The sequence below is a fragment of the Halosubterraneus shenae genome (genome assembly GCF_050510935.1).
In the GTDB taxonomy this organism is placed as follows: Archaea; Halobacteriota; Halobacteria; order Halobacteriales; family Haloferacaceae; genus JBDGPU01.
In genome coordinates, this window is the sequence record NZ_JBNLVO010000004.1 from 270465 (window position 1) to 296845 (window position 26381).

General features: G+C 66.5%; 27 protein-coding genes and 2 tRNA genes. 20 read left to right on the forward strand and 9 right to left on the reverse strand.

Annotation, left to right across the window (positions count from 1 at the left end; all coding sequences use genetic code 11):
* The first annotated feature begins 81 nt into the window (after positions 1 to 81).
* Positions 82 to 1626: an acyl-CoA carboxylase subunit beta gene (locus ACQE3M_RS10455; protein WP_430505764.1), complete on the forward strand. Its 1545-nt coding sequence runs from the start codon at positions 82 to 84 to the stop codon at positions 1624 to 1626.
* The gene (locus ACQE3M_RS10460) at positions 1626 to 1898 is read left to right on the forward strand and encodes an acc operon protein (protein ID WP_430505551.1); all 273 of its coding nucleotides are present in this window, start codon (positions 1626 to 1628) and stop codon (positions 1896 to 1898) included. Before ACQE3M_RS10455 ends, ACQE3M_RS10460 begins: the two co-directional genes overlap by 1 nt.
* A gap of 93 nt (positions 1899 to 1991) precedes the next feature.
* Here the strand turns inward: ACQE3M_RS10460 and ACQE3M_RS10465 are convergent, their stop codons facing one another.
* From ACQE3M_RS10465 to ACQE3M_RS10480, 4 genes are all read right to left on the reverse strand, one after another.
* Positions 1992 to 2819: an amino acid ABC transporter ATP-binding protein gene (locus ACQE3M_RS10465; protein WP_430505552.1), complete on the reverse strand. Its 828-nt coding sequence runs from the start codon at positions 2817 to 2819 to the stop codon at positions 1992 to 1994.
* Positions 2816 to 3523 carry an ABC transporter permease gene (locus ACQE3M_RS10470; protein ID WP_430505553.1) on the reverse strand — a complete coding sequence of 236 codons (708 nt, stop codon included), beginning with the start codon at positions 3521 to 3523 and terminating at the stop codon, positions 2816 to 2818. Before ACQE3M_RS10470 ends, ACQE3M_RS10465 begins: the two co-directional genes overlap by 4 nt.
* Entirely contained in the window at positions 3523 to 4536 is a 1014-nt protein-coding gene (locus ACQE3M_RS10475; RefSeq protein WP_430505554.1) for an ABC transporter substrate-binding protein, read from the reverse strand. Before ACQE3M_RS10475 ends, ACQE3M_RS10470 begins: the two co-directional genes overlap by 1 nt.
* A gap of 310 nt (positions 4537 to 4846) precedes the next feature.
* Positions 4847 to 5395 carry a DNA-3-methyladenine glycosylase family protein gene (locus tag ACQE3M_RS10480; protein WP_430505765.1) on the reverse strand — a complete coding sequence of 183 codons (549 nt, stop codon included), beginning with the start codon at positions 5393 to 5395 and terminating at the stop codon, positions 4847 to 4849.
* Between the two features lie 156 nt (positions 5396 to 5551).
* Between ACQE3M_RS10480 and ACQE3M_RS10485 the strand changes: the two genes are divergently transcribed.
* From ACQE3M_RS10485 to ACQE3M_RS10495, 3 genes are all read left to right on the forward strand, one after another.
* The gene (locus ACQE3M_RS10485; protein WP_430505555.1) at positions 5552 to 7522 is read left to right on the forward strand and encodes a 3-hydroxyacyl-CoA dehydrogenase/enoyl-CoA hydratase family protein; all 1971 of its coding nucleotides are present in this window, start codon (positions 5552 to 5554) and stop codon (positions 7520 to 7522) included.
* A 154-nt stretch (positions 7523 to 7676) separates the two neighbouring features.
* Positions 7677 to 7751, forward strand: a tRNA-Glu gene (locus ACQE3M_RS10490).
* A gap of 121 nt (positions 7752 to 7872) precedes the next feature.
* Entirely contained in the window at positions 7873 to 8256 is a 384-nt protein-coding gene (locus tag ACQE3M_RS10495) for a DUF5820 family protein (RefSeq protein ID WP_430505556.1), read from the forward strand.
* 21 nt (positions 8257 to 8277) lie between these two features.
* Here the strand turns inward: ACQE3M_RS10495 and ACQE3M_RS10500 are convergent, their stop codons facing one another.
* On the reverse strand, positions 8278 to 10140 hold the full coding sequence (locus tag ACQE3M_RS10500; RefSeq protein WP_430505557.1) for an acetyl-CoA carboxylase biotin carboxylase subunit: 1863 nt from the start codon (positions 10138 to 10140) through the stop codon (positions 8278 to 8280).
* A 1038-nt stretch (positions 10141 to 11178) separates the two neighbouring features.
* Positions 11179 to 11934: an SDR family NAD(P)-dependent oxidoreductase gene (locus tag ACQE3M_RS10505; protein WP_430505558.1), complete on the reverse strand. Its 756-nt coding sequence runs from the start codon at positions 11932 to 11934 to the stop codon at positions 11179 to 11181.
* Positions 11935 to 12095: 161 nt separating this feature from the next.
* Here ACQE3M_RS10505 and sdhC point away from each other — a divergent pair, with 161 nt between their 5' ends.
* From sdhC to ACQE3M_RS10530, 5 genes are all read left to right on the forward strand, one after another.
* Positions 12096 to 12521 (forward strand): succinate dehydrogenase, cytochrome b556 subunit, encoded by a 426-nt coding sequence (sdhC, locus tag ACQE3M_RS10510; protein WP_430505559.1) that lies wholly within the window; start codon positions 12096 to 12098, stop codon positions 12519 to 12521.
* Between the two features lies 1 nt (position 12522).
* Positions 12523 to 12894: a succinate dehydrogenase/fumarate reductase transmembrane subunit gene (locus tag ACQE3M_RS10515; protein ID WP_430505560.1), complete on the forward strand. Its 372-nt coding sequence runs from the start codon at positions 12523 to 12525 to the stop codon at positions 12892 to 12894.
* 2 nt (positions 12895 to 12896) lie between these two features.
* Positions 12897 to 13793 carry a succinate dehydrogenase/fumarate reductase iron-sulfur subunit gene (locus ACQE3M_RS10520; protein WP_430505561.1) on the forward strand — a complete coding sequence of 299 codons (897 nt, stop codon included), beginning with the start codon at positions 12897 to 12899 and terminating at the stop codon, positions 13791 to 13793.
* A gap of 36 nt (positions 13794 to 13829) precedes the next feature.
* Complete coding sequence (locus ACQE3M_RS10525; protein ID WP_430505562.1) at positions 13830 to 15683, forward strand: FAD-binding protein; 1854 nt, start codon at positions 13830 to 13832, stop codon at positions 15681 to 15683.
* Between the two features lie 210 nt (positions 15684 to 15893).
* Positions 15894 to 16124 (forward strand): TrmB family transcriptional regulator, encoded by a 231-nt coding sequence (locus ACQE3M_RS10530; protein WP_430505563.1) that lies wholly within the window; start codon positions 15894 to 15896, stop codon positions 16122 to 16124.
* A 232-nt stretch (positions 16125 to 16356) separates the two neighbouring features.
* Here ACQE3M_RS10530 and ACQE3M_RS10535 read toward each other — a convergent pair whose 3' ends face one another.
* Positions 16357 to 16593 carry a hypothetical protein gene (locus ACQE3M_RS10535; RefSeq protein WP_430505564.1) on the reverse strand — a complete coding sequence of 79 codons (237 nt, stop codon included), beginning with the start codon at positions 16591 to 16593 and terminating at the stop codon, positions 16357 to 16359.
* Between the two features lie 1094 nt (positions 16594 to 17687).
* On the opposite strand from ACQE3M_RS10535, the gene ACQE3M_RS10540 reads away from it, so the two are divergent.
* Both ACQE3M_RS10540 and ACQE3M_RS10545 read left to right on the forward strand, forming a co-directional pair.
* The gene (locus tag ACQE3M_RS10540) at positions 17688 to 18005 is read left to right on the forward strand and encodes an antibiotic biosynthesis monooxygenase (RefSeq protein ID WP_430505565.1); all 318 of its coding nucleotides are present in this window, start codon (positions 17688 to 17690) and stop codon (positions 18003 to 18005) included.
* Between the two features lie 44 nt (positions 18006 to 18049).
* Complete coding sequence (locus ACQE3M_RS10545) at positions 18050 to 18685, forward strand: uracil-DNA glycosylase (protein ID WP_430505566.1); 636 nt, start codon at positions 18050 to 18052, stop codon at positions 18683 to 18685.
* Between the two features lie 17 nt (positions 18686 to 18702).
* Here the strand turns inward: ACQE3M_RS10545 and ACQE3M_RS10550 are convergent, their stop codons facing one another.
* The gene (locus ACQE3M_RS10550; protein ID WP_430505567.1) at positions 18703 to 18897 is read right to left on the reverse strand and encodes a hypothetical protein; all 195 of its coding nucleotides are present in this window, start codon (positions 18895 to 18897) and stop codon (positions 18703 to 18705) included.
* A gap of 67 nt (positions 18898 to 18964) precedes the next feature.
* Between ACQE3M_RS10550 and ACQE3M_RS10555 the strand changes: the two genes are divergently transcribed.
* The 3 genes from ACQE3M_RS10555 (at position 18965) to sod (ending at position 20629) form a co-directional block, all read left to right on the forward strand.
* On the forward strand, positions 18965 to 19720 hold the full coding sequence (locus tag ACQE3M_RS10555) for a DUF2064 domain-containing protein (RefSeq protein ID WP_430505568.1): 756 nt from the start codon (positions 18965 to 18967) through the stop codon (positions 19718 to 19720).
* Positions 19721 to 19795: 75 nt separating this feature from the next.
* Positions 19796 to 19879 (forward strand) — tRNA-Ser (locus ACQE3M_RS10560).
* Between the two features lie 150 nt (positions 19880 to 20029).
* Positions 20030 to 20629 carry a superoxide dismutase gene (gene sod / locus ACQE3M_RS10565; RefSeq protein ID WP_430505569.1) on the forward strand — a complete coding sequence of 200 codons (600 nt, stop codon included), beginning with the start codon at positions 20030 to 20032 and terminating at the stop codon, positions 20627 to 20629.
* Between the two features lie 65 nt (positions 20630 to 20694).
* Here the strand turns inward: sod and ACQE3M_RS10570 are convergent, their stop codons facing one another.
* Complete coding sequence (locus ACQE3M_RS10570) at positions 20695 to 21114, reverse strand: DUF7522 family protein (RefSeq protein WP_430505570.1); 420 nt, start codon at positions 21112 to 21114, stop codon at positions 20695 to 20697.
* Between the two features lie 113 nt (positions 21115 to 21227).
* Between ACQE3M_RS10570 and ACQE3M_RS10575 the strand changes: the two genes are divergently transcribed.
* The 5 genes from ACQE3M_RS10575 (at position 21228) to ACQE3M_RS10595 (ending at position 26263) form a co-directional block, all read left to right on the forward strand.
* The gene (locus ACQE3M_RS10575; protein WP_430505571.1) at positions 21228 to 21557 is read left to right on the forward strand and encodes a DUF5827 family protein; all 330 of its coding nucleotides are present in this window, start codon (positions 21228 to 21230) and stop codon (positions 21555 to 21557) included.
* A gap of 5 nt (positions 21558 to 21562) precedes the next feature.
* Positions 21563 to 22528 carry an ATPase gene (locus ACQE3M_RS10580; RefSeq protein WP_430505572.1) on the forward strand — a complete coding sequence of 322 codons (966 nt, stop codon included), beginning with the start codon at positions 21563 to 21565 and terminating at the stop codon, positions 22526 to 22528.
* A gap of 53 nt (positions 22529 to 22581) precedes the next feature.
* On the forward strand, positions 22582 to 24468 hold the full coding sequence (locus ACQE3M_RS10585; RefSeq protein WP_430505573.1) for an ATP-binding protein: 1887 nt from the start codon (positions 22582 to 22584) through the stop codon (positions 24466 to 24468).
* Positions 24469 to 24650: 182 nt separating this feature from the next.
* Complete coding sequence (gene thyA, locus ACQE3M_RS10590) at positions 24651 to 25673, forward strand: thymidylate synthase (protein WP_430505574.1); 1023 nt, start codon at positions 24651 to 24653, stop codon at positions 25671 to 25673.
* Positions 25670 to 26263, forward strand: a complete 594-nt coding sequence (locus ACQE3M_RS10595) for a dihydrofolate reductase (protein WP_430505575.1) — start codon at positions 25670 to 25672, stop codon at positions 26261 to 26263. Before thyA ends, ACQE3M_RS10595 begins: the two co-directional genes overlap by 4 nt.
* Positions 26264 to 26381 lie beyond the last annotated feature (118 nt).

A 26381-nucleotide genomic window follows, 5' to 3' on the forward strand; every position in this document is an offset into this window, starting at 1 on the left:
AAATATCACTGTGTAGCAGAACCCTTTTGCCGACGCTTTAGCAACCCGATAAGCAATGAAACGTGGTGGTCCAGTATGACGATGGAGGACCGCATCGAGGAGCTCCGCGAACGCCGCGAAGAAGCGCGGAAGGGCGGCGGCGAGGAGCGAATCGAGTCCCAGCACGAGAAGGGGAAGATGACCGCGCGCGAGCGCATCGACTACTTCCTCGACGACGGTACCTTCCACGAGTTCGACCAGTTCCGCACGCACCGGAACCACAAGTTCGGGATGGAGGAGAACCAGATCCCGGGCGACGGCGTCGTGACGGGCTACGGCGAGGTCAACGGCCGCAAGGTGTTCGTCTTCGCGCACGACTTCACCGTCTTCGGCGGCTCGCTCGGCGAGGTCTTCGCCGAGAAGGTCTGTAAGGTGATGGACAAGGCGATGGACGTCGGCGCGCCCGTCGTCGGGCTCAACGACTCCGCCGGCGCCCGGATCCAGGAGGGCGTCGCCTCGCTCGGCGGCTTCGCGGAGATCTTCCGGCGGAACACGGAGGCCTCCGGCGTTATCCCGCAGATATCGTCGATCATGGGCCCGTGCGCGGGCGGCGCGGTTTACTCCCCCGCCATAACGGACTTCACCTTCATGGTGAAGGACACCTCGCACATGTTCATCACGGGGCCGGACGTCATCGAGACGGTCACCGGCGAGGAGGTCTCCTTCGAGGAACTCGGGGGCGCGGTCACGCACACCTCCACCTCCGGCGTCGCGCATTTCGCCGAGGAGAGCGAAGAGGACGCGCTGGACAACATCCGCCGGCTGCTCTCGTACCTCCCGCAGAACAACGTCGAGGACCCGCCGCGCGTCGAGCCGTGGGACGACCCCGAGCGCGCCGACGAGGAGCTCGAAGAGATCGTCCCGAACGCCCCCCGGAAGCCGTACGACATGAAGAACGTCATCGAGCGCGTCGTCGACGAGGGCTCCTTCTTCGAGGTGCAGGAGAACTTCGCGAAGAACATCGTCGTCGGCTTCGCGCGCCTCGACGGGCGCTCCGTCGGCGTCGTCGCCAACAACCCGCGCGTCAACGCCGGCACGCTCGACATCGAATCGAGCCAGAAAGGCGCGCGCTTCGTCCGCTTCTGTGACTCCTTTAACATCCCCATCGTCACCTTCGAGGACGTGCCCGGCTTCATGCCCGGGACGGACCAGGAGCACAACGGGATCATCCGCCACGGCGCGAAGCTCCTCTACGCGTTCTCGGAGGCGACGGTGCCGCTGCTCACGGTCATCACCCGGAAGGCGTACGGCGGCGCCTACTGCGTGATGTCCTCGAAACACATCGGCGGCGACGTCAACTACGCGTGGCCGACCGCCGAGATCGCGGTCATGGGCCCGAAAGGTGCGGTCAACGTGCTCTACCGGGAGGAACTGGAGGAGGCTCAGGACCCCGACGCGCGGCGTCAGGAGCTCATCGACGAGTACCGCGAGGAGTTCGCGAACCCATACACCGCCGCCGACCGCGGGTTCATCGACGACGTGATCGAGCCGACCGAGACCCGCGAGCGGCTGATCAACGACCTCGAAATGCTCTCGGGCAAGCGCGAGAGCCTGCCCGAGAAGAAACACGGCAACATCCCCATCTGATGGCGGCCTTCGACCCCAGCCAGCTCACGCTCCCGGACGACGCCGACGATGCGGAAGCCGCCGCCATCTCCGTTGCCGTCGCCGCCCATCTCCGTGACCAGGAGGCGGCGGCCGCCGCGGCCGCGGCGGAGGGCGACGCGGAACCGACCTGGGAGGGCGAGCGGTGGTCGTTCGCGGGGCGGGTCGACACGCTGCAGAACCGCACCGTGCGCGTCCCGACCGACGCCCCACGTGACGCGTGGGCCGCCGCCGGCCGGACGGACCGGTTCTAACGGAGTCGCTGGCGACGGGTTCTTTTAACCCACCCACCGACGTTCGGAGTTGGTAAAAACGGCCGCCAGGAGACGTTCCACGACTGCAACGTCTCAGTCCCGACTGCGGCCGGCAACGGCGGCGACGGGTTTCGCGTCCGGATCCTCGGCGTCCTCGTACAGTAACTCCCCGTCGAGGAAGCGCTTCGTCCGCGGGTCCTGCGGGTTCTCGAAGAGCTGTTCCGGCGGCCCGCTTTCGACGACCTCGCCGTCGTGAATGAACGCGACCCGGTCCGACACCCGCTCGACCTGATGCAGGTCGTGCGTCGCGAGGACGATGCCGACCCCACGGTCGCGAGCGCGGACCATCGCGTCCTCGAGGACCGCCGTGTTCTGTGGGTCGAGGTTGGACGTCGGCTCGTCGAGCAGCACGATTTCGGGGTCGACGGCGAGGGCGCGGGCGAACGCAACCCGCTGTTTCTCGCCACCCGACAGCGACAGCGCGTTCTGGTCCCCCTTCCCCTCGAGCCCGACCGTCTCCAGCGCCGTTCGGACCGACTCGTCCGCCGCCGACGCGCCGAGCAAGTCCCGGAGACTCCGGCGGAGCCGGTCCGGCCACGACCGTCGCACGCGCCGGCCGTAGGTAACGTTCCGGCGGACGGGCGCGTTGAAGAGGCTCGGTTCCTGGAACACCATGCTCAGCCGTCTGCGGACGGCGAGGCGTTCCTCGGCGGACAGCGCCCAGAGGTCCCGACCGTTCCATTCGATCGACCCGTCGTCCGGCGGCCGAAACCCGGCGAGCCGGCGAAGAAGCGTCGTCTTGCCGGTGCCGGACGGGCCGACGACTGTCAACACCTCGCCGGGCTCGACCTCGATCGAGACGTTCTCGAGCACGCGGTCGTCGCCGAACCGCACCGAGAGGTCGGTGGCGGAAAGCGTCACGACCGATCACCTCGCCCCTGTCGGCGGAGCGCCGACCCGAGCCCGTTCACGACGAGCACGAGGATTACGAGGATCAGGCCGAGCACGAGCCCGATCTCGTAACGCCCCTGCCTCGCCTCAACGGTGATCGCGGTGGTCAGGGTGCGCGTGTATGACTCGCCGTCGCTGAACACGATGTTGCCGCCGACGATGAGGATCGACCCGACCTCGCTGATCGCGCGTCCGAAGCCCGCGAGGACGGCCGTCACGATCCCGTAGCGGGCCTCCTTGACGACGACGAGCCCGACGTCGACTTTCGTCCCGCCCATCGCGTAGGCCGCGTCGCGCACGGACTCCTCGACCCCCTCGACGGCGGAGAGGCTGACGCTCGTGATGACGGGCGTCGCGAGCACGAACTGCGAGGCGATCATCGCCTTCGGCGTGAACGCGAGGTCCAGGACCCCGAGCGGGCCGCTGTTCGAGAGCAGCATGAGGACCACGAGGCCGACGACGACGCTGGGGAACCCCATCCCGGTGTTGATAACGGCCGTGACGACGCGCTTGCCCGGGAAGTCGGTGAAGCCGACGAGCAGCGCGACCGGGAGGCTGAAGAGGGTGCTCAGCCCGACGGCGGTCAGACTCACCTGGAGCGAGACGACGACGATGCTCACGACGTACGCCCAGCCGCCCTCGGGTAGCTGTATCTGGAGCAGCAGCGGGTCCATCAGTAGTTTGCCGGCACCTCGTTCTCCACCCAGTACAGGTACTGCTTCTCCCGCGTCGTGAGCGACGACGCCTCGTTCGCGGAGTAGCCCTGCGGGACGTACTGGCCGAAGTTCGGTTCCTCCGAGATGGCGTTCGGGAAGAACAGCTGCGACCCGTTCGCGGTGTACTCGCTGATCATCGTCTGGGCCTGCGGGCTCGTGATGAAGCCGATGTACGCCATCGCCGCCTGGTAGTTCACGTCGCCGTACTTGGCGGGATTCACGGCCATGATGCCGTACGGGTTCTTCAGGAGCACCGGCCCGCCCTTCAACGGCCCCTGCACGTGGATGACGAGCCCGATCTCGTCTTGCATCGAAAGGTAGGTGCCGCGGTCGGCCAGCGTGTAGGCGCCGGTCTGGTCGGCCTGGACCAGCGTGTCGCCCATCCCCTTGCCGATCGCGCGGTACCACTCGCCGCTCGGGTCGACACCGGCCTCGTCCCAGACGATGAGCTCCTTCTTGTTCGTCCCCGAATCGTCGCCACGCGAGACGAACGTGGCCTCCTGCTCGGCGATGGTCGCGAAGGCCTCCGTCGCGCTCTCCATCCCGTTGATCCCGGCCGGATCGTCCTCGGGGCCGACGATGACGAAGTCGTTGAACATCACGTCGCGGCGGTTGACCCCGAAGCCGTCCTGCATGAACTGGTCTTCCGCGTTGCGCGCGTGGACTAGGATCACGTCCGCGTCGCCGTCGCGGGCGGTCCGGAGGCTGGCGCCGGTCCCCTTCGGGATCGTCTTCACCGTCACGCCGTACTGCTCCTCGAAGACCGGGTTCAGCTCGTCGAGCAGGCCCGTGTCGTACGTGCTCGTCGTGGTCGCTAACACGAGCTCGCCGTCGCCGATCCGTCTCGACCCCTCGGCCATCTCGGTCGGCGTTTCCGCGGCGCTCTGTCCCTCCTGTCCAGTGCATCCAGCCAGACCGATCGCGGAGCCGAGTCCCACTGCCTCGAGGAACCGGCGGCGTTGTATCGACATAGAAACATCGATGGACGACGACCACTTAACGATTTGGGAGCTGTCGGGTCCCCGGCGGAAGCGACGGCCGCCGGCAGTCGGCCGGCAGCGACAGCCCCAGCAGCAGGCCGACAGCGACGGCCCCAGGCAGCCGGCCGGCCGCGGGGGGGCGATCCGCCGCGAGTACGAGGATTTACATACGAACCCTCGGCCAACACCGCGCGTGACGTAGCCACTGACGACGCGGCGGCACGCGGGTGTCCGGTGTCACCGTCGCTGTCGACCGTGAAGCGACACCGGCTGTCAGCTCACCCACGACGAAAAACGGCTCTCAGCCCTCGTACTCGGCCCAGATGTAGCGCGTGCCGTAGCTCCGGTACGGCCGCCACGTCTCCGCCACCTCCCGCATTTCGTCCCGACTCATCCCGCCGTCGTTGCCGTAGACTGCCTCGATTCCCTTCCGGATCGCGAGGTCGCCGAGGGGGAGCACGTCCTCGCGACCCAGCACGAAGATGAGATACATCCGGGCCGTCCAGTCGCCGACGCCCCGGATCGCGGTCATCTCGTCGACGACTTCGTCGTCCGTGAGGTCGGCGAGGCCTTCGCGCGTCAGGTCCTGTGACCGGAACGCCTCGGCCGCCGAGCGGAGATAGTCGACCTTCGTCTCGCTCAATCCGGCGTCGCGGAGCGCGTCGGTGTCGGCCGCGAGCACCCGCTCCGGCGTTACCTCGTCGTCGAGCAGCCCGAACGTCCGCTCGCGGATGGCGTTCGCCGACGCCGTCGACAGCTGCTGGTTGATGATCGATCGGCAGAGCTGGCGGAACTCGTTGTCGGCCGGCTCGATGGTCAGCCGGCCGTGGGTCTCCACGAGCCGGTCCATCTGCGGGTCGCTTCGTAGGGTGCGCTCGATCTCCTCGTGCACGCTGTGATCGAAGCGACCGATTCTCAAGTGGGTTTCGTCCCGGCGTAAACTCGGCGATCGTTTCTCGTTCACAAAAGGGAAACGTTGAATCGGCCGGCTGCCGACCGCCCGCACATGGAACTCGACGACGTCGACCGAATCACCGTCCTCGGCGCGGGGAACATGGGTCACGGGATCGCCGAAGTCGCCGCCCTCGCGGGCTACGACGTGGTGATGCGGGACATCCAGGAGGAGTTCGTCCAGAACGGCTACGAGCAGATCGAGTGGTCCCTCGACAAGCTCGCCGAGAAGGACCGGATCAGCGAGGCCGAGGCCGACGACGCGCTCGACCGGATCACGCCCGTCGTCGACCTCGAAACGGCGGTCGAGGACGCGGACGTCATCATCGAGGCCGTCCCGGAGAAGATGGAGATCAAGAAGGACGTCTACTCCGAGGTGGGGAAATACGCGCCGGAGGAGGCGATCTTCGCCACGAACACGTCGAGCCTCTCGATCACGGAGCTGTCGGAGGAGACGGACCGCCCCGAGCAGTTCTGCGGGATGCACTTCTTCAACCCGCCGGTCCGGATGCAGCTGGTCGAGGTAATCTCGGGGGCGCACACCGACGAAGCCGTCCTCGACCTGATCGAGGACCTCGCCGAGTCGATGGGGAAGACCTCCGTTCGGGTCCACAAGGACAGCCCCGGCTTCATCGTCAACCGGGTCCTGGTCCCGCTGATGAACGAGGCGGCCTGGATCGTCGAGGCAGAGGACGCCACGATCGAGGAGGTGGACTCCACGACGAAGTACGGCATCGGGCTCCCGATGGGCGCCTTCGAGCTCGCGGACCAGGTCGGCATCGACGTCGGCTATCACGTTCTCGACTACATGCACAGCGAGCTGGGGGAGGCCTACCGACCGTGTCCGCTGCTCATTAGCAAGGTCGAGAAGGACGAGATCGGCAAGAAATCGGGGAAGGGGTTCTACGACTACGAGGACGGCGGTCCCGAGATCCCGGGCGACGCGATCCGCGACGACGTCCGCCGCCGACTACTCGCGATCATGGCGAACGAGGTCGCCGGGCTGATCGAGAACGACGTCGCCGACGCCGACGCGATCGACGAGGCCGTGATGCTCGGGGCGGGCTACCCCGAGGGCCCGGCGACGATGGCCGACGACGAGGGGTTGGACACGCTCGTGGAGACGCTCGAGGAGCTTCACGAACAAACCGGCGAGCCGCGGTACGAGCCAACCGACTACCTGCGTGAAGCCGCCGACGCCGGCGGGTTCTATGTCGAGACCGAGCCCGCTAACGGGGAAAGCGAGTTCGAGACGCTCGACGTGAGCGTCGAGGACGACGTCGCTCACGTCCAGCTCGACCGCCCGCACCGGATGAACACCATCAGTGAGGACCTGCTGGACGAGTTCGCCGTGGCCATCGACGAGCTCGCCGATGACGACGAGGTCCGCGCGGTGCTGCTGTCCGGCGCCGGCGACCGGGCGTTCTCCGCCGGGGCCGACGTCCAGAGCATGGCGACCGGCGGAAGCGACCCCCTGAGTGGGGTCGAACTCTCGAAGAAGGGGCAGTCGACCTTCGGCAAGCTCGAGGAACTCGACAAGCCGGTCGTCGCCGCCATCGACGGCTACTGTATCGGCGGCGGGATGGAACTCGCCACCTGTGCGGACTTCCGCATCGCGTCGACGCGCTCGGAGTTCGGCCAGCCGGAACATAACCTCGGTATCCTCCCCGGCTGGGGCGGCACCCAGCGACTCACACGCATCGTCGGCGAGGGCCGCGCGAAGGAGATCATCTTCACCGCCGACCGCTACGACCCCGAGACGCTGGAGGAGTACGACTTCCTCAACGAGGTCGTCGCTACCGAGCGACTCATGGACCGCGCGTTCGAGTTCGCCGAGGACATGGCTGCCGGCCCGCCGATCGCCCAGAAGTTCACCAAGCGTGCGATCCGTGCGGGGCGGACGGACAGCGAGGCCGGCCTCGAAGTCGAGTCGCAGGCGTTCGGGCACCTGATGAACACCGACGACCTCATGGAGGGTGTCACGGCGTTTATGAGCGACGAGGAACCGGAATTCGAAGGCAAGTAGGGTCGGATCGTCGCTCGCGCGTTCCCGTGATGCCTTCCCGGCAAAGCACCGGAATTCCCGCCGCGGATCGCAACCCGGGAGTGGACTGAGAGCCCATTGCACGGCCGAGTGAGTTGAAAAGGGTTAAACCGAACCAGCCAGAACCAGTTGATACGCTCGATTGGTGTAGTCCGGCCAATCATGTTGGCCTTTCGAGCCGACGACCAGGGTTCAAATCCCTGATCGAGCATCCTTCAGCAGTCACGTACCGGAGAGCGATGCCGCCGTCGTTCCGCGCTGAGATAGCTGCCGGCAGGACGCTGATCCAGCCGGAACGCGACGTTTTCAAGCGTCGACCGCGAACGGCCGCCATGAGTCTCCCGGACCTCCCGACCGGCTGGCAGGTGTGGAACGAGGAGCCCGACGGCCGCGTCATTCTCACGTTTCGCCCGGACGTGTTCACCGAGGACGAGTACCCCGCGGAGTGTCTCCCGACGATCTACGTTACGAACGGGTCGCGGAAGCGACGGCCAGGGGCCGGGCAGTATCAGACTGAGGAGTGGCACGTCGAGCTCTTCCTGGAGCCGGAGATTGAGGTCCTGACCGAAACGTTCGACACTCGCGACGCCGCGCTCGAGGGCGCGGTCGACGTCGCTGGACGGTTCGCCGACGGTGACGTCGATCCCCGAGCACACTACCAGATTCCGCGGGAAGACTACTTCGCGGCACTCGACCGACTGACTGGCGGCGACTGAAACGGACCCGTCGGTTCGGCGCTACTCCAGCACGATCAGCACGTCGCCCATGTCGACGCTGTCGCCCTCGCCGACGGCGACGTTCGTGACGGTGCCGCCGCGCTCGGCGACGACGTCGTTCTCCATCTTCATCGCCTCGAGGACGCAGACGACGTCGCCGGCGCCGACCTCGTCGCCCTCCTCGACGTTGACCGAGAGGATCGTCCCCTGCATCTCGGCCTCGATGGCCTCGCCGCCCTCGGCGACTTCGACCGCTTCGCCACCGCTTTCCTCCTCACTGCCGCCAGCTCCCTGCGGACGGCCGCCACCGCCGCCACCATCGGCTCCGCCGCCGGTTTCGGGCGTCGGGATCGACGGTGCGCCCTCCTCCTCGAGGGAGACGTCGAAGCGCTTGCCGTTGACCTCGACGGTGAACTCGCGCTCGGTAACTTCCGCTTCCGCTTCGCCCTCGGCCTCGAGGACGCCCTCGGTCCCCCACTTCTCCTGGGCGTCGACGAGGCGGTCCCGGTCGAGCTCCTCGTCGAGGTACTTCGTCGTGTGCGTGCCCGCGCGGAACTCGTCGTCGTCCAGCATGAGCCGATGGAACGGGATGATGGTGACGACGCCCTCGAGGTCGTACTCGGCGAGGGCACGCCGCGAGCGTTCGAGACACTCCTCGCGGTCCTCGCCCCAGACGATGAGCTTCGCGATCATCGAGTCGTAGTCGGTGACCAGTTCGTCGCCCTGCCGGAGGGCGTCGTCGACGCGGACGCCGATGCCGCCCGGCGCGTCGTAGACGTCCAGCGAGCCCTCGCTGGCGGGCTGGAAGTCGTCGGCAGCGTTCTCGGCGTTGATCCGGAACTCGATCGCGTGGCCGTCGAGGTCGACTTCGTCCTGCGCGATGGAGAGCTCGTTGCCGGCGGCGACCCGGAGCTGCTCCTTCACGATGTCGAAGCCGGTGAGCTCCTCCGTGACGGTGTGTTCGACCTGGATACGGGTGTTCACCTCGAGGAAGTAGAAGTTCGCGTCCGGCCCGAGCAGTTCGCCCGGCTCGCGGTCCTCCTCCTCGACGAGGAACTCGACGGTGCCCGCGTTGAAGTAGTCGGCCGCGCGAACGCCGCGGCGGGCGGCGTCGCCGATCTCCTCGCGGAGCTCGTCCGAGAGCGCGGGGGAGGGCCCCTCCTCGATCACCTTCTGGTGACGGCGCTGGAGCGAGCAGTCGCGCTCGCCGAGGTGGACGACGTTGCCGTCCTCGTCGGCGATGATCTGGACCTCGATGTGGCGCGGGTTCTCGAGGTAACGCTCAAGGTAGACCGAGTCGTTCGAGAAGTACGCCTCGCCCTCGCGCTTCGCGGACTCGAGCTGGTCCGCGGCCTCGTCGGCGGACTCGACGACTTTCATCCCGCGGCCGCCACCGCCACCTTCGGCCTTGATCGCGATGGGGTAGCCGTGCTCGTCGCCGAAGTCGGTGACCTCCTCGACGTCCTCGACGGGTTCGGTCGTGCCGGGGACGATGGGCACGTCGGCCTCCTCCATCACGCGGCGGGCGTGGGTCTTCTCGCCGAGGCGCTCCATCGACTCGCTGGAGGGGCCGACCCAGGTGAGGCCGTCCTCCTCGTGGACGCGCGCCGCGAAGTCGGCGTTCTCCGCGAGGAAGCCGTAGCCGGGGTGGATCGCGTCGGCGTCGGCCTTGTTCGCGGCCTCGATGATCGCCTCCTGGTCGAGGTAGGAGTCGGCCGCGCGGGCGGGGCCGACGTTGTACGCCTCGTCCGCGTACCGGACGTGGCCGCCGTGTTTGTCGGCCTCACTGTAGACGGCGACCGTGTCGATGCCGAGTTCCTCGCAGGCGCGCATCACCCGCACCGCGATCTCGCCGCGGTTGGCAACCAGAACCTTGTCGAACATTCTTGCGGGTCTCTTCCACCAACGGGTACCTCATTCTGTCGGTCCAAGCCGACGAGAGCGGGCAACGGATTCGCCGGTTTAGCGGGAGATTCGCTCCAGCAAGGGGTAATACAGCCACCCACACCCCGGTGAATAGACATTTATACCATTACCACAAATGATGGCGTAGCCGGATCTTGGGGGATCCTGGCGTTTCGCGACGCGGCATCCGTCTGGATGGCGCTCGCAGTGGAAGGAGGGAATGCGACGCGTCGGGCACCATCGTGCCCGTGATTCTCGTTTCCTTTTAAGTCAAGCTACCCAGGTACGGATCGGCGAGCAGTTGAGTGGTCGCGTTCGACGCGATAGAGAGCCGTTCTCGTCGCTCACCGAGAAGCACCCTGATGGTCCTACTTCGAGATCGGATGTACAGATTTGGACCCTAACTGCTCTTGACAGCACCGCAAACACCCAGAAAGCCCTCGGCCGCTCGCGGTCGCTGTCCCGAAAATCGGAGATTTTCGGGCTCCGAGAAATCTTCGATATCTCGCGAAGCAGGATATCTGAACCTCTCCGCACCGGTCGGTTCAGATAGTGCCTGTCTCAGCGACTCCCCTCCGGCGCGACCGGCCGTCGCCCTTTCAGTCCGCCAGGACAGCACCGCCCAGCCACCGCGACAGCGACAGCACCGCAACCGCAGACGCACCGCATGCCGGTTGTCCGGCGTACGGAGCTAGCCCGAGGGCCGCCGCGAGCGACGGCCCTGCCACCACTCACGGGCGGGACTGAAAGGGGCAGCCGCTGTGCGGGACGCCCTGCGACGCTAGCACCGCAATCCCGGCGAGCGACCGAACGAAGTGAGGGAGCGAGCCGGGTGAGGAGCGCAGCGAGCAGCGCGACCGCTCAGCGGCTGGGGCTTTCTGGGCATGCTGAGTGGTGTCTCCCGCCAAATCACCCGAACTTGTTTATAAACGCAACCGAGCAACAGCTGAGGCTTTCGAGGCATGCGGAGTGGCGTCGCCCGCGACGACGACCGATCAACCACAGAAACGGACTCGATCAGACCGCACTAAGCCCACCGTCGACGACGAGCTCCGCGCCGGTGATGTAGTCGGCCTTGTCGCTGGCGAGGAAGACGACGGCCTCCGCCACGTCCTCGGGGCTGCCGAAGCGCTCGGCGGGGATCTCGCCCTCGTAGCGCTCCTCGCGCTCGGCGCCGATGGTCGGGACGTCCTCCGTCGTCATCGCCGTCTCGATGACGCCCGGGAGGACGGCGTTGACGCGGATGTCGGGGCCGAGCGCGTCGGCCATCGACTTCGTGAAGTTGGAGACGGCGGCCTTCGCGCCGTCGTAGACGGGGTGGTTCTCGTTGCCGTGGAGGGCGGCGATGCTGGAGACGTTGACGACGACGCCTTCGTCCATGTGCTCGGCGGCGGCCTGCCCGCCGAAGAAGGCGCCCTTCGCGTGCGTGTCCATCATCTCGTCGTAGTCCGCCTCGTCGACCTCGACGTACTGCTCCGCGCGGAAGATGCCGGCGTTGTTGACGAAGACGTCGACGCCGCCGAAGCGGTCGGCGGTCTCGGCCGCGCGCCGGAGGTCGTCCGGGTTCCGGACGTCGCACTCGACGTGGACCGCGTCCTGGCCCGTGAGCTCGGTGACGACGACGTCCGTCGGCTCCTCGGCGATTCGCGGGTCGCGCCGCACGTCCGCGACGACGACGTCGGCGCCGTTGTGCGCGGCGGTCAGGCAGATCTCGCGGCCGATGCCGGAGGCGCCGCCGGTGACGACCACGGTGTCGCCTTCGAGCAGGTTCATGCTCGAGTGCTCGCGCGGGTGCGCCGTGAAAGATGTGGCCGAACAGGTGTTCGGCCGGTTTTGAGAGGCGGACGATTCAGGAGCGTCGCGGGACGGAAGTCGCCTCGCCGCTCGCGATGTTAGAAACTACTATACCACCGCGGGACTGACCCGCAAACGGCATGAGTCAGTCGTACAATCGTGGCCTCATCGAGGACTTCGGCCGCTGGCGGGAGTTCTCCGCGGGGATGTGGGCCTGGATCTTCCACAAGTTCACCGGCTGGGTGCTTGTGGGGTATCTGTTTACCCACATTGCCGTGCTGAGTACCGCGATACCGGCAGCGGGTGCGGGAGAGGCAACTCTGGCGGCGGGCAACGACGTCTTCACGCAGACGATCGTAACCCTCGAAGAGTTGCTCCTCGTCCGCATCCTCGAGGTCGGCCTCCTTGCAGTCGCCGTGTTCCATATTCTCAACGGCACGCGGCTGCTGTTCGTCGACCTTGGTATCGGATTGGAATCGCAGGACAAGAGCTTCTACGCGTCACTGATCCTGACCGGCGCGATCACGGTCGCCTCAGTGCCGACGTTCCTCGCGGGGGCGTTCTAACATGGCTGAACGATACAGCTCCTTCACGCCGGGCGGCACGTCGTGGCTGCTCCAGCGTATCACGGCGGCGTTCCTGATCGTCGTGTTGGCCTTCCACTTCTTCCTGCTGCACTTCGTCCACCACGCGGACGAGGTCTCGTTCCTGATGAGCGCAGGACGGATGGAACACTGGACGTACTACTCGCTGATGGTCCTGTTCCTGCTGACGGCGACGTTCCACGGCGTCAACGGCGTGTACAACGCGCTGATCAACCAGGGCCTCTCGGGCCGCAAGAAGACCGTCGTGAAGTACACCCTCGTGACGGCCAGCGTCATCCTGATCGTCCAGGGGATTCGCACGGCGAACGCCTGGGCCGGGATTCCCCTCTACTAACCATGAGCACGCAAGTTCCCGACCAGACCGACGAAGAGACCGAGACCGACGCGGCGGACGCCAAATCCCCCGGCGAGGTCCGCCGCGAGGAGAAGCGCGCTCGCGCCGCCGAGGCGGAAGCTGAAGCGGCCGCGGAGGAGGCCGAGGCCGCCGAGTCCGGGAAGGCAGGCGAGAACACGGTCGAACTGCAGGTGTTCCGCTACGACCCGGAAGTCGAGGGCAAACAGGAACCGCGGTTCGACGAGTTCCACGTCCCCTTCGAGAAAGGGATGACCGTCCTCGACGCGCTCATCTACGCGCGGGACCACTACGACTCCTCGCTCACCTTCCGGCACTCCTGCCGGCAGGCCGTCTGTGGCTCCGACGCGCTCTTCATCAACGGCTCCCAGCGACTCGGCTGCAAGACACAGATCTCCGAGCTTTCGGCGCCGGTACGCGTCGAGCCGCTCCCGCACGCCGAGGTCCAGAAGGACCTCGTCGTCGACATGGAGCACTTCTACGACCAGATGGAGGCAGTCGAGCCGTACTTCCAGACGGACGAGCTGCCCGACGAGGAGCTCGAGGAACAGCGCCAGAGCCGCGAGAACCGCGAGAAGATCAAGATGTCGACGCGGTGTATCTGGTGTGGCGCCTGTATGTCCTCCTGTAACGTTGCCGCCGGCGACAACGAGTACCTCGGCCCCGCCGCCATCAACAAGGCCTACCGCTTCGCGATGGACGAGCGCGAGGGCGAGGAGATGACGGAGAAGCGCCTGGAGATCCTCGAACAGGAACACGGCGTCTGGCGCTGTCAGACCCAGTTCTCCTGTACCGAGGTGTGTCCGAAGGACATTCCGCTGACGGACCACATCCAGGAGCTCAAGCGCGAAGCCGTGAAGAACAACCTGAAGTTCTGGTAACTCCCCGACCACCGAACACAACGAGACAAACACACTATGCACGAACACGACGTAATCGTGGTCGGCGCGGGCGGTGCCGGCCTTCGAGCCGCGATCGCAGCCAACGAAGCCGGTGCGGACACGGCGATCGTCTCGAAGCTCCACCCGGTCCGCTCGCACACGGGCGCCGCGGAGGGCGGCATCAACGCCGCGATCCGCGAGGGCGACTCGTGGGAAGACCACGCGTACGACACGATGAAAGGGTCCGACTACCTGGGCGACGCCCCGGCGATCGAGACCCTCTGTCAGGACAGTCCCGAAGAGACGATCCAGCTCGAGAACTGGGGGATGGCGTTCTCCCGCGAGGAGGACGGCACCGTCTCCCAGCGCCCGTTCGGCGGGCTCTCGTTCCCGCGCACCACCTACGCCGGCGCCGAGACCGGCCACCAGATGCTCCACACGATGTACGAGCAGGTGGTCAAACGCGGCATCGAGGTGTACGACGAGTGGCACGTGACGGACCTCGCGGTCACCGACGAGGACGACCCTAAGGACCGCTCCTGTCACGGGGTCGCCGCCTACGACGTCCAGACCGGGAAGGTCGAGGGCTTCCGCGCTCGCGACAGCGTCATCCTCGCGACGGGCGGCCTCGGCCAGGCGTTCGCCCACACGACCAACGCCATCGCCAACACCGGCGACGGCGTCGCCATGGCGTACCGCGCCGGCGCGCCGATGGAGGACATGGAGTTCATCCAGTTCCACCCCACGACGCTCCCCTCGACCGGGGTCCTCATCTCCGAGGGCGTCCGCGGCGAGGGTGGCATCCTCTACAACAGCGAAGGCGAGCGGTTCATGTTCGAACACGGCTACGCGAACAACGACGGCGAGCTCGCCTCCCGCGACGTCGTCGCTCGCGCCGAACTGACGGAAGTCGGCGAGGGCCGCGGCATCGACGACGAGTACGTCCACCTCGACATGCGCCACCTCGGGGAGGACCGCGTCCTCGACCGGCTGGAGAACATCCTCCACCTCGCGGAGGACTTCGAGGGCGTGAACGGGCTCGATGAACCGATGCCCGTCAAGCCCGGCCAGCACTACGCGATGGGCGGCATCGAGACGAACGAGAACGGCCAGACCTGTATCGACGGGCTGTACGCGGCCGGCGAGTGCGCCTGCGTCTCCGTCCACGGCAGCAACCGCCTCGGCGGCAACGCCCTGCCCGAGCTCATCGTCTTCGGCAAGCGCGCAGGCCGCCACGCCGCCGGCGAGGACCTCGGCGAGCCCCAGATCACGACCGGCAAGGAAGGCGAGTACGAGATGGGCGAGGTCGACTCCCCCGTCCCGCTCGGCGAACCCGAGGCCAGCGAATCCACCGAAGCCGCAACGGAGTCCGAGGGGTCCACCGCCGCTGACGGCGGCGCTGCCGACGGCGACGCCGTGCTCGAGGAAACCGTCGAGGAGCAGCGCGAGATGATCGAGGACCTCCTCGAATCCGACGGGATCAACCACGCGGAGGTGCGCTCGACGGTCCAGGAGACGATGACGGACAACGTCAACGTGTTCCGCGAGGAGGACGGCCTCAAGCAGGCCCTGCGCGACATCCGTGCGGCGCGCGACCGCTACGAGGACGTCGCCGTCTCGGACCCCTCGCGCACGTTCAACACGGACCTGACCAAGACGCTAGAGACGCGGAACCTCCTCGACATCGCGGAGGCGATCACGGTCGGCGCGCTCGCGCGCAACGAGTTCCGCGGCGCCCACTGGCGCAAGGAGTTCCAGGAGCGGCGCGACGAGGACTGGATCAAGCACACGATGCTGTCGTGGAACGACGGCGAACCGGAACTCTGGTTCAAGCCCGTGCTCCTCGAAGGGGAGTCGAAGACGTACGAGCCGAAGGTCCGCTCGTACTGAGCCGGAGTCACGGTCCCTGCCAACGCTTCCCAGTGCGACAGCGGTCGAACGTTTTGCCGTCTTTTCGTTCTTCGTGCGTCCAGTGTCGTCCTCGGTCAGTATCGCAGACTCGAAAACCGGCGGCCAGCGGCGGCCAACGTGCCGTCTTTCGGTTTTCGACAGCTGTTGAAATGGGGGTTTATTATCGTCGAACTACTCACTCCGCACACGATGATTGAGACCGATACTGTGGGTCCGGCAGGGCAGGCCGCGATGCCGCCGGAACTGCAGTCCCCTCGCGCGAAGCTCGTGTACCTGTATCTCTCGACGAACGAGGGCGGCACGGTGTCCGAGATGGCCGATTCGCTCGGGATGAAGAAGATCGCGCTGTACGGCGTTTTGAAGACCCTCCGAAAGCAGGACCTCGTCGACCGCGACGACGACCGATTCGTCCCCGCGTAATCCGATTTTGCGGTCGGTTGCTTAGATGTATATCCTGACGCCCTCGATAGCATTGCGAACAGGTGAAAGCCCTCAGCCGCTCTTTATCAGTAGCTGGAAATACAATTTCTTTATTCAGTGTGGATGACGAAACTGGCCCTCCAAATCGGTCAGTACATACTATTCAGCGACCGGTTTTCTCAGACAAAACCTTAGAAAAATGCGGTTTAAAAATAGTAGTCTCTCAGGAATTTTAAATAGCATGAGATATAAATATAGCATACAGGTCTTCTATTGGGATCTCATCTTGTTTCCTTACGTGTCTCTCGAATTTATCCTCCGCTTCCTGCTCTTGTCCGTAATCTGCCCCATCTATATCGAGGATCGCGACACTATTCCCGTCACATTCTGATATTTGTATCTCATTCTGAGTTTTACTTACGGACATCTTGTACTCTGTTCCATTCACGGTGATCCTCTCCTTGCTCATACGTCCTGCGTGGAATGGTAGGTAATTGGTTCTTTTGAACGACCATGGTTTGATATATTCCGACTGGACTGTGGTCAGTACGCAGTCAAAGAGTGATGGCCGTTTCACGATGTTTCTGAATAAAGAAACCGTATTTCTGACTACTGTTTCAAGCAAATTTAAGCAGGCGATCCGGTCTTGCGCTCGACAGCACCGCAAACGCCCAGAAGGCCCTCGGCCGCTCACGGTCGCTGAGCGACATATCTGAACCTCTCCGCACCGCCCGGTTCAGATAGGGGTCGACTCAGCGACTCCGTTACACCGCGACCGGCCGTCGCCCTTTCAGTCCGCCAAGACAGCGACCGCAACCGCTCAGCACCGCGACCGCAACCGCTCAGCACAACGACCGCAACCGCTCAGCACAACGACCGCAACCGCCCAGCAACCGCGACAGCACCGCCCAGCTACCGCAAGCCCCGGCCTCCCTCGCACGTGTCGCTCGTGCGCGCCGACCGCCCAAGGACCGCACGCTCGACAGCCGGCGAGCGACGATCGCCGAAGAGCCGCCGTGCGCGACGCCCCGGCCACCACTCCCGGGCGGGACTGAAAGGGGCAGTCGCTGAGCGGGACGCCCTGGGAAGTAAGCACCGCAACGGCGAACGAGCGAAGCGAGTGAGCCGTGAGGAGCGCAGCGAGCAGCGCGACCGCTCAGCGGCTGGGGCTTTCTGGATGTGCCGAGTGGTTTCAGAGGCGACGACAACCGACCAACCGACGAGGAGCGAACGCGAGCAGTTGGGAGCTTGCGTCCTGGAGGCGAACTGAGCGACACCACGAAGATAGCGATGGCTGACCTTTCGAACGCGGGTGGTTAAAATCGTAGTAAACCCTCGGAAATATTATCAGCCAGGCGTGTAAGAAGGCGGTATGGTTCAAACGGTTCCCCTTCGAATCCCGCTTGGTCCCGAAGTCCTCATCATCCTCCTCATGATACTGCTGCTGATCGCTGGGATATATATTCTGTTCGTCATGAACGAATGAGCTATCGCGGTTAATGTTCGTACACTGCCGATGCCGAGGATACTAATCACCTGGAGTGGAAATCCGGAGACGTACTCATGATCGTCCGAATCTGGCACGGCACGACGACGCCCGAGAACGCCGCGGAGTACGAGGAGCTGGTCACCGAGGAGAACTACGACAAGATCGAGGACAAGTCCGGGGATGGCTACGTCGGCTACGAGATGGCCAGGCGCGACGAGGGCGACCGGATCGAGTACGCCACCATCACCCGGTTCGAGTCGTGGGAGGCCGTCGAGGAGTTCGGCGGCGACGACTGGGAGCAGGCGTTCGTCCCGCCGAAGGCCCAGGAGCTGCTCACCGACTACGACGAGTACGCCGAGCACTACGAAGTCGCCCATAGCGAGGGCGTCTAACCGCGAAGCCTGGGTTTTTCACCCTCGATCCCCTGCGCTCCACTGTGGACGCGCACCAGATGGAGTTCGAGAACCCGTTCGGGATGGACGAGGACTGCGAGAACTGCGACGCCCTCTGCGGCTCGCGCGAATCGCTCGTCCACGGCTACGGCGACGTCGGCGGCGAGTTCCTCGTCGTCGGCGAGGCGCCGACCGAAGGCGCGGACCGGACGGGCATCCCCTTCACCGGCGACGCCGCCGGCGAGCGGGTCCAGTCGATCTTTGGCGACCTCGGCTTCGTGCGCTCCGAGCCGGACGCGACGGAGCCGGACGTCCAGAACCTCTTTTTCACCTACCTGACGCGCTGTCGCCATCCGGAGCGAACCCCGACCGACGAGGAAGTCGCCACCTGCGAACCGTTCCTCAACGCCGAGATCCGGATGATCAACCCACAGATCATCGTGCCGGTCGGCGACCGGGCGCTGGACGCGCTCGCGATCGACTACACGACGCGAAAACCCGACAGCTTCGACGTCGAGACCGAGCACGCGACGACGATCCGCGGTCGCGGCTTCGAGCTCGTCCCGATGAAGGAGCCAGCGGCGATGGACGACGCGGACGCCGACGCCTTCCGGGAGCACATGCGCGAGAACGTCCTGAGCCGGGACTATCGGCAGACGAAGGGCCGGCAGGAACGCTGAACTGACGCGGGTCCCTCCTACCAGTACGTCGTCCGCGGGCCGACGCCGACCCGGCCGGCGACGACGCCGATCAGCACGACCACGCCACAGACGCCGGCAACGGCGACGGTTCCGGGCGTCGCGAGCGCGGCGGGGAGGCCGGCCACACCGCTTGCGGTCACCAGCAGCACGACGAGCGCGGCGAGGAACGCGAGGAGTCGACGGAGTTGCATACCTCCCTCCACGACGGAGACGCACTAAAAACGGCGGCTTCAAGGCGCCGAGGCGCCGAGGGCGCGTATGACCGTCGTGGCCGTGCTGGCCGACCCACCCCGCGAGGGGCACGCCCTGTCCGCACTCGCCGAAACGAGCCCGCTCTCGGCGGCCGAGGCAGCCGAACTCTCGGAGGCCGCCCTCCGGGATACCGTGCTCGCCGTCGCCCGCTCGGGGAGCGACCTGCTCGTGAACTACCCGACCGACGACCAGCTGCCCGACGCGGCCGTCACCGACACGCCCGCTGCGGCCGAGCTCCGGGCCATCGTCGGTGACACCCTCGACTCGCTGGACGACGTGCGCTTCGAGAAGCAGGTCGGCTCCTCCTTCGACGCCCGCGTCGGCAACACCGTCACGCACCTGCTGCGCGAGGAAGGGGAGCGCTCCGTCGCCGTCGTCCGCCCGAACGCGCCGTTCCTCACCCGGACGCTGCTCGACGGCGCCTCGATGCAGCTCCGGTCGAACGAGGCCGTTCTCGGGCCCTCGACGGCGGGCCGCACCTACTATGCCGGCTTTACGGAGCCGATCGACTTCGACGGTGCGTTCGCGAGCCCCCCGCTGGAGACGCTGACGGCGCGGACCCGCGACGTCGACGGCGACGTCGAGTTCCTGGAAACGCAGCCGACGATCGCGACCGGCGCGGACCTGCTCGACGTGGTCCCCGAGATTCGTGCCCGCGTCGCCGCCGAGCGCAACGTTCCCGTCCACACGGCGGAGGTCGTTCACGACCTCGGGCTCGACGTCGTCGAGGAGGACGGCGAGCCGACGCTGGTTCGCGAGTGAGCAAGTAGCCGTTCTCCGGGACCGCCGTGCCGGACCGACATTCATTAGTCGGGCCGCAGGCAACGTCCGGGTGCTGGTGGGATGGCAGAGTGGCCTATTGCGCCTGCCTTGAAAGCAGGTGGCCTCACGGCCTCCTGGGTTCAAATCCCAGTCCCACCGCCTTTTCGTTCCAGTATCCTGACAGCGTGAGCGTCGGCGTCGAAATCGACGTTTGCGGTCCCAGCATGCGTCCCGTCGGCTGCCACGCGTTACCATTCACCTCATCAATCTTTAAGAAGTCTGGCAGCTAATAACGGAGTAGGTGATACAATGAGTCACGAACTCGATCCGCTTCCGTACGACTACGACGCACTCGAACCGCACATCTCCGAACAGGTCCTCACGTGGCATCACGACACCCACCACCAGGGCTACGTCAACGGTCTCAACAACGCCGAGGAGACCCTCGCGGAGAACCGCGAGGACCACGAGTTCGGCAGCACGCCGTCCGCGCTCGGCAACGTGAGCCACAACGGCTCGGGTCACTACCTCCACACGCTGTTCTGGAACAACATGTCCCCGAACGGCGGTGGCGAGCCGGAAGGCGAGCTCCGCGACCGCATCGAGGAGGACTTCGGGTCCTACGAAGCCTGGAAGGGCGAGTTCGAGGCCGCTGCCGGCGCCGCCGGCGGCTGGGCCCTCCTCGTCTACGACCCGGTCTCCAAGCAGCTCCGGAACCTGAAGGTCGACAAGCACGACCAGGGCGCGCTGTGGGGTGCGCACCCGATCCTGGCGCTCGACGTCTGGGAGCACTCCTACTACCACGACTACGGCCCGGCCCGCGGTGACTTCATCCAGGCGTTCTTCGAGGTCATCGACTGGGACGACGTGGCGGAGAACTACCAGAACACCGTCAGCAACCACGAGTAAGTCGACCCGGCGGTCGCCGGATCGTGTGCGGTTGCAATCCCGATTTCTTTTGGCCCCTCGTCCCGCTAGTCGTCCGACTCGGCGTCCAGTGCCGCGGCGAGCCCGGCGGGGTCGACGACACCCTCGAGTGACTCGGTCAGCGCGCGGAAGTCGCACGGCTCGACGTGACTGTCGAAGCTCGCGAAGAGCCCGACGCGGTCGGTCCCTTCGCCGAAGAACGTCCGATACTGGTCGTACTCGTCGAACCCGCGAACGGTGTACCAGTACTCGGCGTAGTGCAGGTCCTCGTAGCTCTCACGCGTGACGTAGCCGTAGCGCTCGACGTCGACGTACTGGCTCACGTCGACGTCGTCGATGGTCGCCGCGACGTCGTCACGCAAGAACAGCGACGCGTGCCGCTCCCCGTCGAAGATCCAGATGTCGCGCAGGCGTTCGCCGCCGAAGTATCGACACGCGTCGACTACCTGACTCGTCGGATCGGCCATCGATGTGTGCCCGTGGTAGGCACCCCCAATACGTGTTTCGCATGTGGGAACGAGCGTCGGCGCGAACCGTCCGGACCGCCAGCATTTACTCAACCGCTGCCGAACGACGAGTTATGCCGGAACCAAAGGACGCGTTCGACGAGATCTACCCCTGTGACTTCTACACGGCCGAGGAGCTGCTGGAGCCGGACAAGATGTACACCGTGCCGGAGATAGCCCGCCTGCTGCAGGGGCTCGACCCCGACGCCGAGGTCGACGAGGGGACCGAGGCCGTCCTCGTCGACTGGGCCATTCCGTGGGTCATGACGAACGCGGACGACCTCGTTATCGGTGAGCCGCTGGAGGAGGAGGGCCCGGGCTACTACGGCCTGGCCACGGACGCGACGGAATCTACCGAGGGAGCGGCCGACGAGGGGGCCAACGCGGACGACCCCGCCGAGTAGTTCGCGTGACCGAAATACCGACGGACGCGACGCTGCTCGTCGCGGGTGGCACGCGAGTCGATGCCGGCAAGACGACCTTCTCGACGGGGCTGCTGTCCAGGCTCCGGAGCGACGGCGCGGACCCGACGGGCGTGAAACCCCGCGCAGGCAACGACTTCTGGTTCGACCACGACGACGTTCGGACGGCGATCACCGACGGTCGCCTGTACGGCAAGGACGCACGTCGGCTCGCGGCCGCCAGTGCCGGGCCGCTCGGCCAGGGTGACGGCGTCGAGGGCGCCAACGGCGTCGAGGGCGCCAACGATGTCGGCGGCGTCGACGGCGTCGACGGCACCGAGAGCACCGAGAGCGATGCCGAGGAGTTCGCGCCGGAACGCATCAACCCGATCCATCGCCTCTGGCGGCCGACGCCCGGCCACACCGGCCTCCTCGGCGAATCGGATCGCACCTTCCTCGTCGACCGCGTGGCAACCAGCGGCGACCCCCTGTTCGTCGTCAACGGCGCCGCGGCGGACGCCGGGATCGTGCCGGAACCGGTCTTCGAACACCTGCCGCTCGAGGCGGCACCGCGCGTTCGGAGCGTCGACGAGTTCAACGAGCTGATGCGCGACTACCACGTTCCGGGGCTGACGCGGCTGGCCAACCGCGTCGAGGCCGCGCAGGGGCCGGTCGTCGTCGAATCGTACGGCGACGTCGCGTACCCGCTGGAGGTCGCCGTCGACGCCGTGGCGGTGGTCGACCCTGGCCGAGTCCGGGTGTACGAGGGCGACCGATACGAGACAGCCCGGGAAGTCGCCGCCGGGAGCGCCCGCGAGGGGCAACTGGAGGAACACACCGACGCCGTAACCGAGATGATCGAGCCGCTCGCGACGATTGGGTTGCCCGCGCTCACGAGCGAGGAACGGGAACGACCGGAGCGCATTGCTGACGCCTACGCGGCTGCGTACGACGCGCTCCTCGACGGGCCGTGAGGTTTCCCGGATCTCAACCTATTTCCGTATCGGACCGGATTACACAGTAACCGATGCGAGAGGGGACCCGGCGGTGGATCGGCGGCGCGCTCGTCTGTGCGCTCGGGCTTCTGCTAACGTCGCTGACGGTCGGCGACATGTATCAAGACGTCAGGCTCGGGGAGCCGGTGTGGACGACGGTCGCCGAGAACAGCATCCCGCTCCTGCTCGACCTCGGGCTGATCGGCGTCGGGGCCGCGATCGTCACCGGGTATCGACGATTCGAATCGCCGACGACGGTCGCGGCTGCCGTCATCGCCGGAAGCCTCACCGTCCTTCTCCTCGTCGGCTGGGTGTTCGCCTTCCAGCGCTTCCAGTCGTCGTCCCGACCGATGGTTCTGGTGACGCACATGACGACCCTCGGCGCGGTCATCGGGGGCGTGTTCGGGACCTACTACGGCCGCCAGCAGTCCCAGCGCGGGCAGCTGGAGGCCGAGCGCGACCGCATCTCGAGCCTGTTCGAGAACAGCACCGACTGCATCGCCGAAGTCGAGTTCGTCGACAGACAGCCCGTCGTCCGGGCGGTGAACTCGGCCTTCGAGGAGACCTTCGGAATACGCGAATCGGCGGTCGTCGGCGAACCGCTCGACAGGTACGTCGTCCCACCGGATCGCCGGGAGGGCTCCCGCGAGATCGTCGACCGGGCGATCAACGGGGAGCGGTTCGAAACCGAGGTCGTTCGCGAGACGATCCGCGGGGAGCGGACGTTCCACCTCCGCGCGATCCCCCTGAACGACTCCGAGATCGCCTCCGACGGCTACGCGGTGTACACCGACGTCACCGAGCAGAAGCGCTATCGTGAACGGACGGAGCTGCTCCACGACGCCACGCGAGCGCTGATGGAAGCCGAGACGTCGACGGAAGTCGCCGAGCGCGGCGTGACTGCCGCGGCCGACATTCTCTCGCTCGAGATCGTCGGCATCTTCCAGCACGCGGACGACGAACTCGTGCCGATCGGGACGACGGACGAGGCGGAAGAGATGTTCGGCGGGATAGCGAACCTCCCGATCGACGGGAGCATCGCGGGGGAGGCCTTCCGCAACGGCGAGGCCGAATACGTCGACGACGTCGGCGACGATCCGCGCTCGTACAGCAACGACACCCCTGCAAGCAGCGAACTGATCGTGCCACTCGGCGACCACGGCGTCCTCATCGCCGGCTCCCGCGCCCCCGACGACTTCGCCGAGTCGGAGCGCTCGCTGGTCCGGATCCTGGCCGCAAACGTCGAAAGCGCGCTCGAGCGTGCGGACCGGGAGGCCGCGCTCCGGGAGCGCGAGGCCGAGCTCTCCCGGCAGAACGACCGACTGGAGACGTTCGCCCGCGTCGTCTCCCACGACCTACGGAACCCGCTCTCGATCGCCAGGGGGTATCTGGACATGGCGCTGGAGGGCGAGGAGAAGGCCATCGACCGCGTCCGCGACGCTCACAGTCGGATGGACGACCTCATCGAGGACCTGCTGACGCTCGCCCGGAGCGGCGTCGCCATCGACGACCGGCAGCCCACCTCGTTCGAGGCGGTCGCCCGCGACGCCTGGAAATCGGCCGACGCGGACGGCCTGGAGCTGACTATCGAGGACGACTGGGAGCTCGACGCGGATCCGGACCGGCTCCGACAGCTCCTCGAGAACCTCTTCCGCAACAGTGCGGAGCACGCGGACGGCGACGAGACAATTTACGTCGGCATGCTCGCGGACGGGCCGGGCTTCTACGTCGAGGACACTGGCCCGGGTATCCCGGAAGCGGAACGTGACGACGTCTTCGAGTTCGGCTACTCGACGCGCGACGGGGGCACCGGTATCGGCCTCGCCATCGTCGGCGAGATCGTCGACGGCCACGACTGGGACGTCTCCATCGAGGACGGGCGCGCCGGCGGTGCGCGGTTCGAGTTCACCGTCGAGTAGCGGGCGGTCGCCGGCGCCGTCGATCTCCCGGTCACTGTCGCCTTCTCCGCCGCTGTCGCGTTCCTTGCCACCGTCGCGTCCGGCGATCGCGACGACCGACCGGTGTTCGGACGACACCCCCTTTCGGGCGATCGGCGGGATTTTTACTCCGGCACGCCCGTTCACTGGTAAGACCTCGACACATGCAACAGTACCTCGACGTCGTGCGCGACACAATCGGGTCGGGCGCGTACAAACCGAACCGGACCGGCGTGGACACGGTCGCTTCGTTCAGTCAGCAGTACACCGTCGACCTCTCGGAGGGGTTCCCGCTCCTGACCACCAAACAGCTCGACGGCTACCGCTGGAACTCGCTGATCCACGAGGTGCTGTGGTACCTCTCCGGCGAGGAGCACATCCGGAGCCTCCGCGAGGAGACGAAGATCTGGGACGCGTGGGCCGACGCTGAGGGGCGGCTCGACACCGCCTACGGCCGCTTCTGGCGGCGCTTCCCGGTTCCCGAGGGCGGCCTCGAGGGCGAGGCCTGGCCAGAGGACGCCAATCGCTGGGTCACCGTCGAGGAGGACGCCGAGGGGGACCGCCATCGCACGTTCGACCAGATCCAGTACGTCCTCGACACGCTGGCGGAGAACCCCCACTCGCGCCGGATGGTCGTCAACGCGTGGCACCCCGCCAACGCCGCGGTGTCGACGCTGCCGCCGTGTCACTACACGTTCGTCATCGACGTCATCGACGACGAGCTGAACCTCCATCTGACGCAGCGGTCCGGCGACGTCGCGCTCGGCGTCCCCTTCAACATCGCCGCCTACGCGCTGCTGGCGAAGGCCATCGCCCAGCAGACCGGTTTCGAGGTCGGCGAGTTCGGCCACACCATCGTCGACTCACACGTCTACTGCGGCACGGGCGAGCGCGGCGACTGGTACGCGGACGGGCTCGACGAGCTGCAGGCCCGGATGGCCGACGTCGACAGCAAGGAGGAGTACCGTGACGTGAAGGCGTGGCTGGAGGAGACCGCCCCGGCGGAGGCCGAGGGCGAGGAGGGGTACGACCACGTCCCGAACCTGCTCGAGCAGCTCGCGCGTGAACCCCGCGAGCGCCCGACGATCGACATCGCCGACAAGCCGCTCGACGAGCTGACGGCCGAGGACGTCCAGCTCCGCGACTACGAGTCGGCCGAGGGGCTCAGCTTCGCGGTCGCGGAATGAGCGGCGACGGTGAGGTGAGCGAAGCAAGCGGCGGCGAGGAGACCGACGCGGGCGATGGCCGTGAAACGCCCCCCAATCTCGACGTGCCCGAGGACCTGACGCTCGCCCTCATCGCCGCGGTCGCGGAGAACCGCGTCATCGGTCGGGAGGGCGAGATGCCCTGGCACTATCCGGCCGACCTCCAGCACTTCAAGGAGACGACGACGGGCCACCCCGTCATCATGGGCCGGCGAACGTACGAAAGCATCGTCGACGCGCTCGGCGAGCCGCTGCCGGAGCGGACCACCGTCGTGCTCTCTCGGTCGGCCCTGGACCTCCCCGAGAACGCCGTGCAGGCGACCGACCTGCAGGAGGCCGTCGAGACGGCGGCCGCGGCCGCGGACGACATGGGCGTCGACACCGTCTACGTCGCGGGCGGCGGAACGGTGTACGAGGCGTTCCTCCCGGTCGCCGACCGGCTGGTGCTGACCGAGATCCACGAGACGGTCGCCGGCGACACGCGATTCCCGGCGTTCGCCGAGGACGAGTGGACCGAAACCGCCCGCGACGACCGCGAGGAACTGTCGTTCGTGACCTACGAACGCGCCTGAACCGGCCGAAAGCAGAGTCGCTCTCGGTATCGGTGTTCTTGTGTCACAGCTCGCGGCTCTCACCCCGGTGGGCCGGCCGCCCTGCTGGCTGTTTGCATCGCTGTCCGTTTCGGGAGGC